Annotated in this window: 14 protein-coding genes; 7 read left to right on the top strand and 7 right to left on the bottom strand. The window is 70.5% G+C overall.

What is annotated here, in order from left to right:
- Positions 1–61: 61 nt before the first annotated feature.
- Positions 62–907 carry a helix-turn-helix transcriptional regulator gene (locus tag BU204_RS10595; protein WP_075125446.1) on the top strand — a complete coding sequence of 282 codons (846 nt, stop codon included), beginning with the start codon at positions 62–64 and terminating at the stop codon, positions 905–907.
- 654 nt (positions 908–1,561) lie between these two features.
- Here BU204_RS10595 and BU204_RS10590 read toward each other — a convergent pair.
- A complete protein-coding gene (locus BU204_RS10590; protein WP_075125445.1) occupies positions 1,562–1,867 on the bottom strand; it encodes a recombinase family protein in 306 nt (101 codons plus the stop codon).
- A 79-nt stretch (positions 1,868–1,946) separates the two neighbouring features.
- Here BU204_RS10590 and BU204_RS10585 point away from each other — a divergent pair, with 79 nt between their 5' ends.
- Positions 1,947–2,837, top strand: a complete 891-nt coding sequence (locus tag BU204_RS10585; protein WP_075125444.1) for an IS982 family transposase — start codon at positions 1,947–1,949, stop codon at positions 2,835–2,837.
- 747 nt (positions 2,838–3,584) lie between these two features.
- Here BU204_RS10585 and BU204_RS10580 read toward each other — a convergent pair.
- Entirely contained in the window at positions 3,585–4,148 is a 564-nt protein-coding gene (locus tag BU204_RS10580) for a TetR/AcrR family transcriptional regulator (protein ID WP_075125443.1), read from the bottom strand.
- A gap of 74 nt (positions 4,149–4,222) precedes the next feature.
- Here BU204_RS10580 and BU204_RS39990 point away from each other — a divergent pair, with 74 nt between their 5' ends.
- The 4 genes from BU204_RS39990 to BU204_RS10560 all read left to right on the top strand — a co-directional run bounded on the left by BU204_RS39990 (position 4,223) and on the right by BU204_RS10560 (position 7,031).
- On the top strand, positions 4,223–4,420 hold the full coding sequence (locus BU204_RS39990; RefSeq protein ID WP_075125442.1) for a hypothetical protein: 198 nt from the start codon (positions 4,223–4,225) through the stop codon (positions 4,418–4,420).
- Between the two features lie 539 nt (positions 4,421–4,959).
- Positions 4,960–5,463, top strand: coding sequence for an RNA polymerase sigma factor (locus BU204_RS10570; protein WP_198942824.1), 504 nt, complete (start codon positions 4,960–4,962; stop codon positions 5,461–5,463).
- Positions 5,464–5,495: 32 nt separating this feature from the next.
- Positions 5,496–5,978 (top strand): hypothetical protein, encoded by a 483-nt coding sequence (locus BU204_RS10565; protein ID WP_143229426.1) that lies wholly within the window; start codon positions 5,496–5,498, stop codon positions 5,976–5,978.
- 105 nt (positions 5,979–6,083) lie between these two features.
- On the top strand, positions 6,084–7,031 hold the full coding sequence (locus BU204_RS10560; RefSeq protein WP_075125440.1) for a sensor histidine kinase: 948 nt from the start codon (positions 6,084–6,086) through the stop codon (positions 7,029–7,031).
- Here BU204_RS10560 and BU204_RS10555 read toward each other — a convergent pair.
- The 3 genes from BU204_RS10555 to BU204_RS10545 are packed head-to-tail and all read right to left on the bottom strand — an operon-like array spanning position 7,009 to position 10,066.
- Positions 7,009–8,865, bottom strand: a complete 1,857-nt coding sequence (locus tag BU204_RS10555; RefSeq protein ID WP_075125439.1) for a hypothetical protein — start codon at positions 8,863–8,865, stop codon at positions 7,009–7,011. The two genes, BU204_RS10560 and BU204_RS10555, sit on opposite strands and share 23 nt — an antisense overlap.
- 8 nt (positions 8,866–8,873) lie before the next feature.
- Positions 8,874–9,539: a response regulator transcription factor gene (locus tag BU204_RS10550; RefSeq protein ID WP_075125438.1), complete on the bottom strand. Its 666-nt coding sequence runs from the start codon at positions 9,537–9,539 to the stop codon at positions 8,874–8,876.
- On the bottom strand, positions 9,530–10,066 hold the full coding sequence (locus tag BU204_RS10545) for a histidine kinase (RefSeq protein ID WP_075125437.1): 537 nt from the start codon (positions 10,064–10,066) through the stop codon (positions 9,530–9,532). Before BU204_RS10545 ends, BU204_RS10550 begins: the two co-directional genes overlap by 10 nt.
- A 164-nt stretch (positions 10,067–10,230) precedes the next feature.
- Between BU204_RS10545 and BU204_RS10540 the strand changes: the two genes are divergently transcribed.
- Complete coding sequence (locus BU204_RS10540) at positions 10,231–12,096, top strand: Hsp70 family protein (RefSeq protein WP_075125436.1); 1,866 nt, start codon at positions 10,231–10,233, stop codon at positions 12,094–12,096.
- A 65-nt stretch (positions 12,097–12,161) separates the two neighbouring features.
- Here BU204_RS10540 and BU204_RS10535 read toward each other — a convergent pair whose 3' ends face one another.
- Both BU204_RS10535 and BU204_RS10530 read right to left on the bottom strand, forming a co-directional pair.
- Positions 12,162–15,218 (bottom strand): AAA family ATPase, encoded by a 3,057-nt coding sequence (locus BU204_RS10535; RefSeq protein WP_075125435.1) that lies wholly within the window; start codon positions 15,216–15,218, stop codon positions 12,162–12,164.
- A complete protein-coding gene (locus BU204_RS10530; protein WP_075125434.1) occupies positions 15,215–16,078 on the bottom strand; it encodes a hypothetical protein in 864 nt (287 codons plus the stop codon). Before BU204_RS10530 ends, BU204_RS10535 begins: the two co-directional genes overlap by 4 nt.
- Between the last annotated feature and the right edge of the window lie 5 nt (positions 16,079–16,083).

Below are 16,083 nucleotides of genomic sequence, written 5' to 3'. Positions count from 1 at the left end.
GTGTCCAGGTATCTGGGCGGCCCCCGCCGGCTCATATCTGTGAGCATGGAAAGGAGTCGGGATGGCGTCGCTGAGTGCCGCGGACCTGCGAGCGGTACTGGACTACACCAGGTCCACGTTGCGGGTGGAGGACGACGCCCAGCTGCCGGCGTTGCTCGGCGGTCTCGCCCGGCTCGTGGGCAGCGAGTCGGCCACGCTCACCCACCTCCACCTGCGCAGCCAGGACGAGGTAGCGCTGCCCTGGCCGCTGAACCGGATCGACCGCGCGGTCCTGCCGGCCTACGCCCGGCTGAGCCACACCCACCCGCTGCGCGCCCCGCTCCTCGCGATGGCCGGCAACCGGGTGACCCGACTCCCGCCGCTGCGCCTGTCGGACGTGCTGAGCAACCGGCTGTGGCGCGAAACCCGCCTTCACCGCGAGGTGATGCCCACGACGAGCGACCAGCTGTGCCTGCCGCTGTCCTTCCGCGGCTGGGCGACCCGGGCCGTGACGCTGTCCCGCTCGGAGGGGCAGTTCAGCGACCGGGAACGGGACCTGCTCGCCGCCTGCGCCGAGCACCTACGGGCAGCGGTGGGCCGGACCCGCCCCGGCGGTCACCGCTGGGTGCGGTTCGTCCCCGCCGCGGAACAGGCCTCCGGGTACGGCCCGCCGGCGGTGCCGACCCTCTCGGTCCGGGAACGCGAGGTCCTCACGCTGGTCGCCGAGGGAGCCACCGACGCGCAGATCGCCCGCCGGCTCGGCCTGCGGCCGGCGACCGTCTCCAAGCACCTCCACCGCGTCTACACCCGCCACAACGTCCGCAACCGGGCGGAGGCGGTCCGCCTGCTCCACGACCGCGACGCCCGCGCCCTCGCCGGCCAGCTCGTCGTGCGACGCTCGAGCGTCCGCGGATCGCTCTCGACGTAACGTGGCGGCAGTGGCACCGTTCCGTTCGCTGTGGACCCGGGCACATCTACCACGGGTCACCCTGCACTCCGGGTCACAAACTGATCCCCTGCGGCGACCCTGTATTCGTGCGTCCTGATGTGATGCGTCGGGCCGAAGCGGACCTCGTGCTGCTGCTGGTCGGTGCGACTGGGGTAACGGGGTGGGTGGACTGGGCCGCCACGGGGCGATGGGTGGGTGCCCGAGAGAGATGGCCCCACCTAGGTGGCTCCTGATGTGCCGCAGCACTCGCCCTGCTCACCACGAGCGTCATTCGCCACGCCCGCGGCCCACGACCTCACCGGGGGCCGCCAGGAGCGGACAGCAACGCGGAACCTCGCTCAGCTGGTGGGCCGTCCCGCGGCCGCTGTCGTCGTAGCCGGCGTGGCGTGGCTGGCGACCGCCTGGCTGCTGACCGAGGCCGCCAAGACCAAGGACCCACCAGCAGCTCAAGTCGAAGCGCTCAAGACCGGGCCTGAGCATCGGCCACCCTGGCCTGAACGTGCTGACGCTCCGACTCGCTCATCGCCCCCAGCTGACTCATCAACATCTTGTGTGACGGGTTCCGGGGGTCGAACTTCCCGCCCAGCTCCGGCACCCACAGGTCCACGCCGTATGCGGCGAACTTGGCAGCGATCAGAGAGAACTGGTTGCCGTTCCAACAGCGCGTCCCCCCTCCCCCGCGACACCCGACCACCCGCGATCCGGCCGCTTCAACTCGGCCAGCAACCGAGCCGACTCCGGCCGACGCTCCCACGGCACCGACCGCGAGAACCCCACATCGAAGAACTCCGCCACGATCTCCCCACCGCGCGGCTCGACCACGTTCCGCGCGTTGGCCACCTGCCACGCCCGCGACGTCTTCGGGTCCTGGTTGTCCTCGGTAGAGCACCGACCGAAGAACGCCAGCGGACCGATACCGTCATCCACCTCGTCGAGCACCTAGATGGTTGATTCGGTGAAGATCATGTGAAGTCGGCCCGGTGTCAGGGCATGGGGGGAGGGTGTCCATGATCAATGTGTGACGAAAGACCTGAACACCCTCCTGACCGCACTCTACGTGCTGGTTGATGACCACGTAGTCCCACCCCGGACCGGGCGGGGGCGTCGACCCGATCTCACCGACGGTGAGCTGATCTGCCTGGCGGTGGCCCAGATCATGCTGGGTTACCACAACGAACGCCGCTGGGTGCGCCACGTTCATGCCGACCCCGAACTGCTCGGAATGTTCCCGGACATGCTGACCCAGTCCGGCTACCACAAACGGCTCAAAACGGCCGAACCGCTGCTGTGCAAGACGATCATCACTCTCGCCATGTGCTGCCCATCCTGGTTCGACGACCTGTGGATGACCGACGCCACCTCGGTGCCCTGCGGCATGTCCCGGGAGACGGTCAAGCGTTCCGACCTGGCCGGACACGCCGGCTACGGCTACTGCGCGTCCCACTCCCGCTGGTACTGGGGTATGAAGCTCTACCTCGTCTGCGCCGGCGACGGCATGCCCATCATGTGGTGCCTGGCCAACCCCCAACTCGGGGAACGACGCGTGCTGGCCGCGCTGCTCGACCACAACCCCTACCTCATCCGCCACGGCCAGATCCTGTTGGCCGACAAAGGGTTCTCCGGCCGACCATTCAAACAGCTCACCGAACAGATGGGACTGAACCTGCTCCGACCCGACCGCAAAGACGAGACCTACCGCAACGGCAACCTCGGCGGCGTCCGCCAGTGGATCGAGTCAGTCAACCAAACACTGAAAGGCCAACTCGACCTCGAACACCACGGCGGACGCACTCCCGCAGGCGTGTTCACCCGCGTCGCTCAACGTCTCCTGGCCATGGCCGCCGGCATCTGGCACAACTGGACCACCGACATGACCAGCAAACGCTCACTCACCGCCTACGACCACTAACACCAACTTCACAGAATCAACCATCTAGACGCCCATGATCTCGTCCAGAGTCGCCCACGGGTCACGGCTGATCTCAGCTGTCACCACTCGGCCCCTCTCCCAGCGCGTCGAGCACCGGCACTTCGGTCAACTCAACCAGTATGGCAAGTAGAGCCCGCGCCGCACGCGCCGTAAGGGTCGGCGGCTCCGCTGGCAGCCGCACCCTGACGCCCTCCGTGGCCACGTTTCAATGTCGCTCTGATCGTCCAACAAAGACACCCTCGACAATCTGTTCCCCAGCTCGCCACGGCATGTATCGATGGCCGATCGCCGCCATTACAGTAGCCCGACGTGGATACGCCCATCCAGGCGAATATTCCCGCAATCGGGAAGTTTTCATTCTCGCGTCGATGACGCGTACTTGGCGGTCACCGATAGATATTGTGGGCGAAGAAAGCCGCCACTTTTCCCAGCGGAACTCGGCGGGCCTCCGCAGTTCCTGGTTCTCGCGTTCGAGCTCACGTCGCTGAGCGCGTTCACTCGCCGTCAACGCTTTCTCGGCGACGAGATCCGGCTCGACCCGACCATGGCGCGGGTGGTTGAGTGGGGGAACATCGCGATTACGGAGCTCACGGCTGACCGCCCGGCCTTGTCTTTACCTCTGACCGGCGGACTCGAGGGCGTAAGGGCCGAGCAGGGTCGGGCCGGCGTCCCTGAAGCGCGAGCAGGCCGGGTGTTCGAAGGCACCTGACCTCCTCGCGTACGGCGCTATCCGTCCTCGCCGGTGTCGCGATGGAGCAGGTCGGCGAATCGAGCGAGGGCGAGGTCGGTACGTGCTTCGTCGTGGGTGAGCATGCGGTCCAGCAGAAGGCCGCGCATGGTAGCGACGATCAGGGTGGCCGTGGCCGGGTCGAGTCGCAGTGTCGCGCGGAGGAAGTTGAGCCAGTCCCCCACCAGCGGCCGTCCGCCGTCGGTGTATACCTCGGGTCGGGTCAGGGCGTCGACGTGTACTTCGAAGAACAGTCGCAGGTAGGCGCTGTTCTCCGCGCTGGTCATCCAGCTCCACAGAGCGGGGAGCATGTCCGCAGGCGAGACGTTCGCCTCGGCAACGTAGCCGGCGAGTTGATGGCCCAGACGTTGCCGTGCCTCGCTGAGAATCGCGCTGACCAGTCCCTCTTTGCTGCTGAAGTCGTAGAGCAGCATCCGGGTACTGGTGTCCAACGCGGCGGCCAAGGGACGCAGGCTGAGCCCGGCCAGACCCTGGGCCAGGACATAGTCCGTCGCCATGGCCAGCGTCGCCGCGCGGCGGCCGAGATCGGGCGGTCTGGCCATGCGCTCCCCTCTCGACAACGTGCCCGTGGCCACTGTCCCTCGCGATCGGCATCGCCTGCCTCGCCTTCGCGGGCGTGCTGTGGTGGGGTGCACCCCGGCGCAAGTACGCGATCCTGGTCTGCCACGCCGCGGCGATCGGCAACACGCTGGCGGTCGTCGCCACATTGGCGGCGCTTGTCTTCTTCCCCACCGCCGCGCTCGCCCTCGCGACAGTCGCCGTGGGATGCGCGATATTCGCCACTCTCGAATGGCAAGCGTTCATCAACCGGTAGGTCCCCCTGACGCGTCATGAAAGCGGCGTCCCCACAGCGCGTTGCCGCGCTTGGAACCCGCCGGGCAGGCGGCATGCGCACTCAGGCCGAGCAGCTCGGCGCGGGAGACGTGGCAGCCACACCTACCCATGATCGCCACCTCAGCGGCCTTCTGATCCGCGTGGTAGGTGATCTCTACGTTGAGCGCTTCGTAGAGTCACTGCAGCTCCGCCGGGTCCGCCCCCCTGAGTGCCGAGCCGACATCCCCCAGGTATGCCCGGGCGGGCGTGGCAGACCTACGCGCGAAAAACGGTCACCGGCACGGCACCAGCGAGAAAGGTTGCCGGAACGACACCTGAGCCCCTCCTCTTCAGCAGGTCAGACCGGTTCCGGCCGGCCAGGTGGGGGATATCCCCCATTCCGTGCCGGGGGTTACCACCGGCAAACCGGCGGGACTGCACCTGCCATCGCGAGGGATAGACCCGGCCAATCGACCGCCCTTGCCCGGGCAGCATCTTCATCAGAAACAGGTGCGTTCTCCAGCGGGGATGTGAGCGGTTATGACCACGATGAACACCGTCATCAGGACACACGAGGCAGCTCTGCTCGCCTATGCCACCCGAGTGACCGGGGACCGGCATCTGGCCGAGGACGTCGTCCAGGAGACGTGGCTTCGGGCGTGGCGGCACATCGACCGGCTGGACACCATCCATTCGCTGCGGCCGTGGTTGATCCGCATCGTCCACAACGTCGCCGTTGACCTGCACCGACGTCGGCGGGCGCGGCCCACCGAGGTCGAGCTTCCGGAGGAGGACCTGGAGATGTCCGCCGTGCAGCCGCCGCCGTGTGACGAGGTGGAGACTCGAATCGAGGTCGACACCGTGCTGGAGCTGCTGCCCGCGGTGCACCGCGACACCCTGGTCGAGGTCTACTTCGCCGACCGCACCGCGAAGTCCGCGGCTTCGGTGCTCGGCGTCCCGGTCGGCACGGTCAAGAGCCGAGTCCACAACGCACTGCGCGTCCTGCGGGACGTGATGGACGAGTCGTCGCTGCACGCGGCGTGACATTCGGTCCGGCATCGACGCGAGGAGGGCACGTGGTCCAGACATCTATCGTGGACAGTGAGGCCGGGTCGTACGACTTCGCCGACGACACGTCCAACCAACTTCATCACGCGGTCCACCAGTACCTGCTGGAGCTGGGATGGACCACGAAGGTGCACGGCAGCGAGCTCGTGCTGGAGCTGGACAACGACATCTGGGGTCTTCAGATGCCGACCGAGGTCGCCACCCAGCTGCTGTCCGAGCTGGCCGGGAGACGCCTGTCCTGTCCGGTGGTCGACATCCCCGGCAGGTGGAAGGTCGTCCTGGTGGAGCCGGCCGACGGCACCGGTTCGACACCGTCGCTTCCCGCGTCGGTCAGCAGGATCTCGTCGGGTGCCTGGGTGCCACTGCCGCCGACGGTGACGGCCCGCGGCCCGGTGCGCTGGATGTCCGGACACGAGCCGCACGGCGTCCCCCGCCCGTCGGCCGCCATGATCGCCGAGGTGCTCGGCCGGCTCGTCCGATGGCAGCATTGACCGACCGGTGATCCTTGGGTGCCAACGGGAAAACTCGTCGCCCGTCCGTACCCGCCGCGAGCCGATGGGGGCCACTCGCCGGAGGTGGCGAGCTATGTTGCCTAGGTGCGGACGACGGACAAGCGCGTGGTCGAGGCCGTGTCGGCCTACCTCGTGCACGCCGCATGGAAACCCGACCCGCTGGCGCTGGCACGGACGATCGGCACCGCGGCCGGTGCAGCCGGCTGTGTGCTGACCGTGGGCGACGTTCCGTACCGGTGGGGCGTCGTCGACATCGGTTGGCCCCGGCACGAGATCTCGTATGCGGGCCGGCGGCACGGGCTGTTCGAGCTGCCGGAGTCGGCCGGCCCGCTCCCCAGGTTGGCGAAGGTGCTCGGCGTCCCCGTCGCGATGCTGCGGGTGGCCGCCGACGTCGAGCGGCTGCGCCGGCAGGGCGACGTCGCGGCACGCCAGCTGGTCGATGACCGCTGGCGAGCTGTCGTCGACATGGAGCACGAACGCCGGCGACTCGAACGCGACCTGCACGACGGGGCACAGCACCACCTCGTCGCCCTGCGCATGTCGCTTGCCGTCCTGGAACACACCAGCGACAACGTGAGCGAGCAGCTGGCGCGGCTGCGGGACCGGTTGGACGCCGCACAGCGCGTCCTGATCGACACCGCCTCCGGGATCCTGCCGGTCTCCCTGGCCTCCCACGGCATCGCGGCAGCGCTGACCGCGGACCTCGCCGGCCACACCGAGGTGACGCTCGACGTCGGCGACGCGCGGCGGCGGTACCCGCCGGCTGTCGAGTCCGCGGTCTACTTCGTGTGCCTGGAGGCGGTGGGCAACGCCCAGAAGCACGCGCCCGGCGCCCGGATCACCGTGCGGGCACTCGACGACGCCCGCGGCATCCAGTTCACCGTGACCGACACCGGACCGGGATTCACCCTGCCGCACAGGGGATCGGGACTGCACAACATGGCCACGCGGATCGCGGCCGTCGGCGGCACCGTCGAGGTGAGGTCCGCACCCGGCGAGGGCACGTCCGTCAGCGGATTCGCGCCTCGCTGATCATCCCCTCCGCCGTGCGCGCCAGCACCTCACACGCCAGGCGGTCCCGGCCGCCGGTTCCGGGGCGCCCGGCGTAGGCCCGCCACCGGCACACCGCCCGCCGGGCGGCCTCCTGCAGGGCGTCGTCGGTGGTGTCCGTGGGGAGGCCGAGACGGGAGCGCGGATCCGCGCCGTGGGCACCGAGCAGCCGCGCTGCGTCGGCTACCGCTCCCCAACCGGCTCCGCGCAACAGTCGGTTGTCCCCGTGTTCCAGATCGTCCAGAAGGTCCAGTTCGGCGATCTCGTGACCTGCGGCGGTGATCCGGTCGATCTCCCACAACAGCGGATCGTCCGCGGGCAGAACGGATGCCAGTTCGCGGGCCGAGACCAGCGCGCGGCGGGCGGCGATCACCGGTCCGCGCACGGCCAGCACGCGCGCCAGTTCCTCCTCGCTCGCCGTCTCGCTCAGCACGACTCGCTGGGGTGCCGACCGCAGTGCCGCCCGAAACGCGGCCGTCGGCTGGACCAGGCACAACACCCCGTCGATCGATCCCCGTGGGCCGCCGTCGGCGAGGAGCTCCCTGGCCAGTGCCTCGTCGGCGGGTCCGACCACGTCCACGAGCACGACGCCGGAGCGCACCGGGCGGGCCGGGCCGGCGTGGGCCGGGTCGCGAACCACGGCCAGCCGCGCCGGCGTGGTCAGCCGTTCCGCGATGACGTCCCATCCCCGCCGAGCCGGTCCCTCCCCCACGGCCTGCTGGCCCTTGCGCACGAGGGCCAGCACCTGATCGTGGAGATCGCTGCGCGCCGAACGGGACGGGACGGGATCGCGCACACTCGGGTTGATCCGTTCCGCGACCGCGGCGTCGACCACGGCCACACCGTCGATCACCGCGCTCGTCATCGATCCGCCGAGCACGGCGAGCCGTTCCGCGTCGTGGCCGAGGGCACCGCGCAGCTCGGCCGCGGACAGCCCGCCGACGGGCGCGCTCACCCGAGCCCGCAACGCGTCGTCGCGGCTGAAGGCGACGTCGACGGCGGAGCGCGGCACGGCGGCGGCCGCGCTCCCGCACAGCACGGTCAGCACCGCCGCCACCGCGTGGTAGAAGCCCGACTCGATCTGCCAGTCGACTCGTCGGCCGAGCCCTCCGGTGAACCGCACAGGTCGGGGCAACGTGGCCGCCAACTCCTCGAGCGCCGCACCAGGCCCGCGATCGGGCAACATGGCCGGGTAGACGCCCCGTACGACGACGCGGAACTCGTCGAGCAGCTCGTCCATTGCGGACCGCACGGTCGCCAGCTCGCTCATCGCGAACTCGCTAGCCAGGGAAGCCGGGTCCTCGGTGACCGCGCCCTCCAGCCGCCGCAACCCCTGGCGGACATCGTCCAGATCTCGCAAGGTGGTCGTGGTGATCGACCGGACGAGCCGGCGCCGTTCCAGGGTTCGCACGTGTGCGGACCGTTCCCGGGCCGCGATAACCTCGGCGCGCAGATCCCGCGCGCGGACCGCGGCATGGTGCCGGTCGGCCTCGAGCTGGTCCAGCCGCGCCGCCATGCCCAGCCACCCCGCGGTCTCCCGGAGCATCGCCTGTTCCCGACCACTCCACCGCCGCGGGCTCGCGACCTGGATCACTCCGCCGCCGGCCACGGGCTCCCGCGCCGTCTCGCCGGTGAGCGGGCCGGCCGCCTGCCGCGGCCACGTCGCGATCGGTGCGAGCACTCCCGTGGGTTCGACCGGGACGCGGTAGGTCACCCGACCACCGGTCGCCTCGGCCAGGTTCCGGACCAGCGCGACGACGAGCCGGTCCGGCGGCACGGTCGCGGCGACCTCGTGTGGGGACTGTGCCTTCGGCATGGCCGACGCTATCCGTCGATGTGCTTTGCCCGCAGGTAGGCGAGCACGGCCAGCACTCGCCGGTGGTGCACGGCCTGGTCGTCGGGCAGACCGAGCTTCACGAAGATCGACGCGATGTGCTTCTCCACCACCTTGGCGGAGACGAACAGCTCGCCGGCGATCGCGTTGTTCGTCCGTCCTTCCGCCATCAACCGCAGCACGTCGCACTCGCGTTCGGTCAGCGATGCCATGGCACTGCCCTCGTTGCTGGGCGATCCCTGCACGAGCCGTTTGGCCAGCACGGGTTCGATGACGATCTCGCGGTCCACGATCCGATTCAGCGTGTCGGTGAGCACCTGTAGACCGGCGACGCGCTCCTTGAGCCGGTAGCCGATGCCTTCGGCCCCGATCTCCAGAACCCGCATCAGGTAGTGCGTCTCCGCGTAGTGGGACAGCAGCAGCAGCCCGACGTCCGGGCGGGACGCGCGGATGCGTTCCGCGGTCACCAGACCGCCGTCGGGCTCGGGCGGCATCCGCACGTCCAGGATCGCGACGTCCACCGGCTCGGTCAACGCGACCTTGAACAGGGTGTCGCCGTCGCCGACACAGGCGACGACCTCGTGCCCCGCGGCTTTCAGCAGCAGCACCAGGCCTTCCCTGAACAACGCGCCGTCCTCGGCGATCGCTACCCGCACGTCATCACCGCCCAGTAACGCCGTTCCCGCCGTCCCGGCGGTCTCTCGATAATGGACACCCGAACGAACCTCCTGCCTCGCACCCGCACCCGCACCCGGGTGTTGGGCCGCAACGCATGCAGACGGTCGACGACGAGCAGGCCGATCCTCTTCTGTGCCGCCAGATCGAAGTCGTGGTCGGGAAGGTCCAGCCGCAGCTGGAGCTCACCGTGCTCGGCGGCCGCGCGCACGGCGTTCGCCATCCCGCCACCCCGAAGCACCGGCGAGAACAGCACCCTGCCCAACCGGCGGACCTCCTCGACGGCGTCGCAGATGGCCGAGCGCGCCACGTCGATCCGGGCCGCGAGGGCCGGGTCCGGGCACGTCGTCCCGGCGAGCAGATCCAGTTGGACCACCATCGCGGACAGGCTCACGGCAACCTCGTCGTGCAGCGTTCGTTCCAGACCCAGTCGGAACTCGACGTCATGGGAACGGGGTGCCCGCAGGCGCCCCGCCCACCCAGGAAACCACTCGGTGACGCCTGCCACCCCACCAAGGGTGCTAGGTCCGGGACAAACGGGCAAGGGTGCAGTCCCCTCGGGCAAGGTAGGGATATCCCGCCCCCCGCAACGGATACGTTGAACCTGCTTGACGCGTGGTGTGTTCGGTTGTTCTGCCTGCGTCGTGACACAGGCAGGTGAGGAGGCGTGCTATGGGCTACGGCGTTGGTATCGATCTCGGCACGTCGTTCACGTCGGCCGCCGTCAGCGGCCCGAACGGAACGCGGATGGTTCCGCTGAGCGCTGAGCTGGTGGTGCCGTCGGTCGTGCGCCGGGCTCCGGACGGCACTCTGTTGACCGGGACTGCGGCGCTCGAAACCGCGAGCAACCCGGCGCACGTCGCCCGTGGTTTCAAGCGACGTCTCGGCGATCCGACCCCGATCGTGCTCGACGGCGCCCCGTACTCGGTGAGCATGTTGATGTCGGCGCAGCTGCGCGACGTGCTCGCGGCCGTGACCACCTGGGCCGGCGCACCGCCGGCCTCGATCGTGCTGACGTGTCCGGCCATCTGGGGGCCCTACCGGCGCGAGCATTTCGCCGAGGTACCCAAGATGGCGGGCGTGACCAACTACCGCCTGCTCACCGAGCCGGAGGCGGCGGCGACCCACTACTCGGCGGAACGTCGGCTCGGTGACGGCGAGGTGGTCGCCGTCTACGACCTGGGCGGCGGCACGTTCGACACGACGATCCTGCGGGTGCGCAACGGCGGAATGGAGATCCTCGGGACGCCGGAGGGCATCGAGCACATGGGCGGCGTCGACTTCGACGAGACGCTCCTCGCCCATCTGGACAACCGGCTGGACGGCGCCATCAGCGAGCTGGACCCGGCGGATCCGGAGTCGGCAACCGTCCTTGCCCGGATTCGCACGATGTGCTCGGAGGCGAAACAGGACCTGTCCATCGAGCCGGATGTGCGGCTGTCCGTCCCGCTGCCGTCCGGTCCTCGGGAGGTTCTGGTCACGCGCCTGGAGTTCAACGACATGATCCGTTCCTCGGTGCAGCTGACCACCGCCGCGCTGAACCGGACGATCATGTCCGCCGGGCTGCGCCCGGACGACCTGTCCGCCGTGTTGCTCGCCGGCGGCTCCTCCCGTATTCCGCTGGTGGCGCAACTGGTCTCGAACACGTTCGGTAAGCCGGTACGGGTCACCCTGCATCCGAAGCTCACCGTGGCGCTCGGTGCGGCCGCCGTGGCCGGTGCCATGAGCGCGACGCCACCCGGCGGCGCTCGGGTGCCGTTCACCGCGCCGGCCCTCGGCCCCGCGACCCCGCCGGGAGGTCTGGTTCCGGCGGGCGCGGCCACCGGCCCGGTGCCGTTCCGCAGGCGGTCGCGCCGCAGGTGGTTGGTGCCGGCGGCGATCGCCGCCGTGGTCGCCATCGGCACGGCCATGACGATGGTGTCCACCTCCGGCGGCCAGGGCAGCTCCGCCGCCGCCACCCCGACCAGCGCTCCCCGAGCCGAGGATCTGGCGCCGGTGCAGGTGTTCGACGACGCGCCGGTCCCACCGTGGACCGGGTTCGTCGCCACGCAGCAGGACAACTGGGTTCCCGTCGAGCTCGATGCGGCCGGCACGGGTGCCGGCGCGATCGTCGCGTCCTCGGCGAGCCCGGACGGACTGCGGGTCGCCTGGCGGAGTGTCAAGACCGCTCAGGTCTACCTCCAGGCCGTCGAGGGGCGCGACCTGAAGTCCTACGTGGACGCTGACGGAGCGTTGGTCTTCGACGTGACGGTGCACCGGCCCGCGGCCGGCGCCACGAAGGTCGCGATCCACTGTGGATACCCTTGCGGTGCCGAGCTTCCGGTCACCAGCCTGACCGCGGACCTCACCCCTGGGCAGCGGGCGACCATCACGATTCCCCTGTCCTGCTTCGTCTCGGCCGGCCTGGACCCGAGGAAGGTCAACACACCGTTCCTCTTCCTCACCACGCAACCGTTCGAGGCCACGTTCGACAACGTGCGCTGGGAGGCCGGCGCGGCCAAGGACGAGCACGCGGCGTCCTGCAACGACCTGCGCTGACGTCCGTTGACCAGGGCGACGACCTGGATCACGAAGCCCATCGACCGGGACTGCGCGGACGCGCCCTAGCCCTGCCCGAACGCGCGCCGCGGCGCCGGCTCGGAGCCGGCCTCCGGCCCAGGGGGTGCCGGCACGTCCTCGGGCAGCAGCAGGCACAGGTCGTCCATCGTGGGGTCGACCAGGGTGCGGGTACGCCGAGCGTGGTTGGCGATGGTCGAGTCGAGAAGTTGCCTGGCGTAGCGGCCGTTTCCGAACGACTCTCCCCGGCGCATGGTGGCGAAGTGAGCGCGGAGTGAGGCGACGGTGGGGCCGGAGCATTCGTAGCCGACGTCGGTCGCGTGCTGGTTGACGATGGTGACCAGCTCGTCCGGCGAGTAGTCGGCGAACCGGACGCGGTGGGAGAACCGGGAGGACAGGCCGGGATTGGCCGCGAGAAACCCGGCCATCTCCCGCTCGTACCCGGCGGCGATGACCACGACCTCGTCGCGGTGGTCCTCCATCAGCTTCACCAGCGTGTCGATCGCCTCCCGGCCGAAGTCGGGCCCGCTGCCCCGGCCCGAGGACAGCGTGTACGCCTCGTCGATGAACAGCACACCGCCGCGCGCCCGGTCGAACGCCTCGGTGGTGCGCCGCGCGGTATGGCCGACGTACTCGCCGACCAGGTCCGCCCGGGAGACCTCGGTGACCTGGCCCTGCGCCAGCACGCCCAGCGCGGCGAGCAGCGATCCGTACAGGCGGGCCACGGTCGTCTTGCCGGTGCCGGGCGGGCCGGCGAAGACCAGGTGCCGGCTCAGCGGCGGTGCCGGCAACCCCATCGCCTGCCGCCGCCGCGCGGAGGCGAGGAGGTCGACCATCGCCGACACCTCGTCCTTCACCTCGTGCAGGCCGACCAGGCCACGCAACGTGTCGAGCAGCTGCTCGACACGTTCCTCGTCCACCCGCCCGGCGCCGGCACCGACCGACGAACCCGGCAACGGGCCGAGGTCCTCCGGCATGAGCCTGGTCAGCGCGATGTGGTTGGCGTCGGGCGCCTCGGCCAACCGGTAGGCCTGGCGTCCGAGCATCTCCTCGAACACCTTCCGCGCGGTGCGGCCGTTGCCGAACGCGGCGTCGCGCGGCAGGTGCGTGAAGTAGGTGTGCAACGCCGCCCTGGTCTCGAACTCCAACCGGTAGTCGTGCCCGCGGCACAGACCCTCGACGATGGTGACGAGCTCCGCGGAGGAGTAGTCGGCGAACTCGATGGTGCGGGAGAACCGGGACGACAGACCGGGGTTCGCGGCCAGGAAGTTGCGCATGTCGTTGGTGTAGCCGGCGACGATCACTACGACCTCGTCGCGGTGGTCCTCCATCAGCTTCACCAGCGTGTCGATCGCCTCCCGGCCGAAGTCCGGCCCGCCACCGCTGCCGTTGCCGGCCGACAGCGTGTACGCCTCGTCGATGAACAACACGCCACCGATGGCCTTGGTGAACATCTCGGTGGTCTTGATCGCCGTTCCGCCGATCACCGACGCCACCAGGTCCGGCCGGGACACCTCGACCAACTGCCCGGACGGAAGCACGCCGAGCGCGGCGAGGATCTGGCCGTACAGCCTGGCCACCGTCGTCTTGCCGGTGCCGGGGGCGCCGGTGAACACCAGATGCCGCGACAGCGGTGGGGACGGCAGCCCGGCGGCGGCGCGGCGCTCGGACATCTGGTGCAGCCGCACCAACGTCTCAACCTCGCGCTTCACCCCGTCCAGCCCCACGAGGTCGGCCAGCTCCGCCAGCAGGCGGTCCAACTCGTCATGGCCGCCGTCGCCGGTCGCCGGCTCCTGGCCCCGCTCCTCCGAGGTGGACGGGGTGGGTGCGACGGTCGACCCGGTGGCACCACCGGTCCTTCCCGTGTCCAGGCCGGACGCGCGTTCGGTGTCGCAGTCGACGACCTCCACCGGCTGGTCGGAGAGCACGGAGATCCCCTCACCGAGGTTGTCCCGCACCGCGCAGCCGGTGATCGAGCCTCCCGCGTGGTCCTGCCAGCTCAGGCCGCCCTGGCACTCCCGTACCTCGCCGCCGTCGACCGTCAGCCCGGCATTGCCGCGTGCGGTCATGCCGACACCGGCGGTGCCGACCACCCGGCTGTCCCGCACGGTCGCCCGCGCGTCCTCCTCGACGACGACACCACCGCCCGCCCCGCCGATGATCTCGGTGTCGACCACCAGGACCGTGCCGTCCGCGCTGGCCAGCACCGCGTCGTGCCGCGAGCCGACGAACGAGCAGTCGGTCGCCTCGGCGTGCGCGTCGGCCAACACCTGCACCGCGTGCCCGCCCGCGCGTTCGACCCGGACGCGGTTCAGCTCGATGGCGGCCTGCGAGACCACCACGATCGCCTGCGCGGCGGTGTCGGCGATCTGGCAGTCCCGCACCACCGGCCGCGCACCGTCCGCGGCGAGCACCGCCACACCGTCGACGTCGGACACCCTGGTGCTGGTCACGGTCAGCTCGCTGTGGCTCTCGACCACGATCGCGGGCCCGGAGATGTTGCTGATCCGGCAGTCGCGCAGCATGCCGCGACCGCGGTCGGCGGCCAGCACGGCGCCCTTCGCGTCGGTCACCGTGCAATCGATCATGCTCGGTGCCCCACCGGACCGGGCGACCACGGCCGTGGTCGCCAGCGACGCGAACGCGCACCCGGTCAGCTCGGCTCGCGCGCCGTCGAACACCAGCACGCCGGCGCCGCCGGGATTCCGCACGGCGGTGTCCCGCGCTCGCAGCATCGCCGCCTTCCGCAACACCACGGCCACCTCGGAGTCGGCCGCCACCACGCACTCGTCCAGGTGCAGCGTGCCGGAGCTCACGTCCACCGCGACCTCGCCGCCGGAGTGGGAGAACTCGATGCCCGACACCTCGGCCTGCTCGACGGCCACCCGCAGCACCGGCTCGCCCGTCGCCTCGACCCGAACGTCGCCGGGCGACCCCGAGCCGGACAGCGAGACGTCGCGGTCCAGGACGACCGACTCCGGGTAGACACCTGGTCGCACGGAGATCACATCGCCGTCCCGGGCCGCGCTGATGGCGTCGGAGATGGTGCGATAGCAGTCCGGCTCGGTCGCCGAGACCCCGAGCACGGAGCGGACTCCGGTCATCCTGCTGACCACTGTGGTGCCTCCCGATCGCTCGCGCTCAACGCCGTCCACACGTGATGCCTGGTCAGTGGGCTCAGCGGGCCAGTGGGCCAGGTCCCCATAGCGTGCTCCGCCAGCCCCGGGTCCGGCGCGAGCTGGTGGCGGTCCAGGTAGTAGCCGGCCGCGTCGGACCACACCCACCGGCCGTCCGACCGCAGGCTCGCCGGAACCGCCGCCGCGGCCCCGGTGACGATGTCGGTCCCCAGCGAGTCCGCGGCCAGCACCAACTCGCCGCCGCCGAGGAAGTCCAGCAGTCGTGCGCGTTCCGCCGGATCCACGACCAGCTCGTGATCGGGCGCGAACCACGGACCACCGGCACCGGCACCGTCGAAGACGCGGGCAACGGTGATCGTCGGCTCCGGCGCCGACGACCAGAGCAGGGTCGCCGCGCGCAGCGCGAGCTGGTGGTAGCCGGGCAGCGGCTCGTCGCGGGCGAACACCTCGACCCGGGGGGTGTCGGAGAGCGCCCGATGCGCCGCGACGGTGATGGCCGGCAGGTCGGCCCCCGCGCCGGCCTGGACGAGGTAGACCCGTTCACTGCCGCCACGCATGGTCGCCCAGCACGCCTCGGCGCCCGTCTCGGACCTGATCGCCTCCACCACGGCGCGGTCCTCGCGTTCGTGATCGTGGGCCTGCCCCGGGACGAACATGTGCGCCGGCTCGGGGACCGTGTCGGCGGGCCGCGCCGCGGCCAGCGCGGCGCGCAGCCCGCTCAGCCGCGCGGTGTCCCCGGCCGCGAGCACCTCCCTGGCGATGACCAGCCAGTCGTCCGGTACCCGGCCGGCCAGGGCCAGCAGCTCCTGATGCGTACGTTCGCGCACTCGTC

The sequence above is a fragment of the Actinophytocola xanthii genome, assembly GCF_001921205.1.
Lineage (GTDB): Bacteria > Actinomycetota > Actinomycetes > Mycobacteriales > Pseudonocardiaceae > Actinophytocola > Actinophytocola xanthii.
This window is presented reverse-complemented; position numbering and strand designations above follow the sequence as displayed.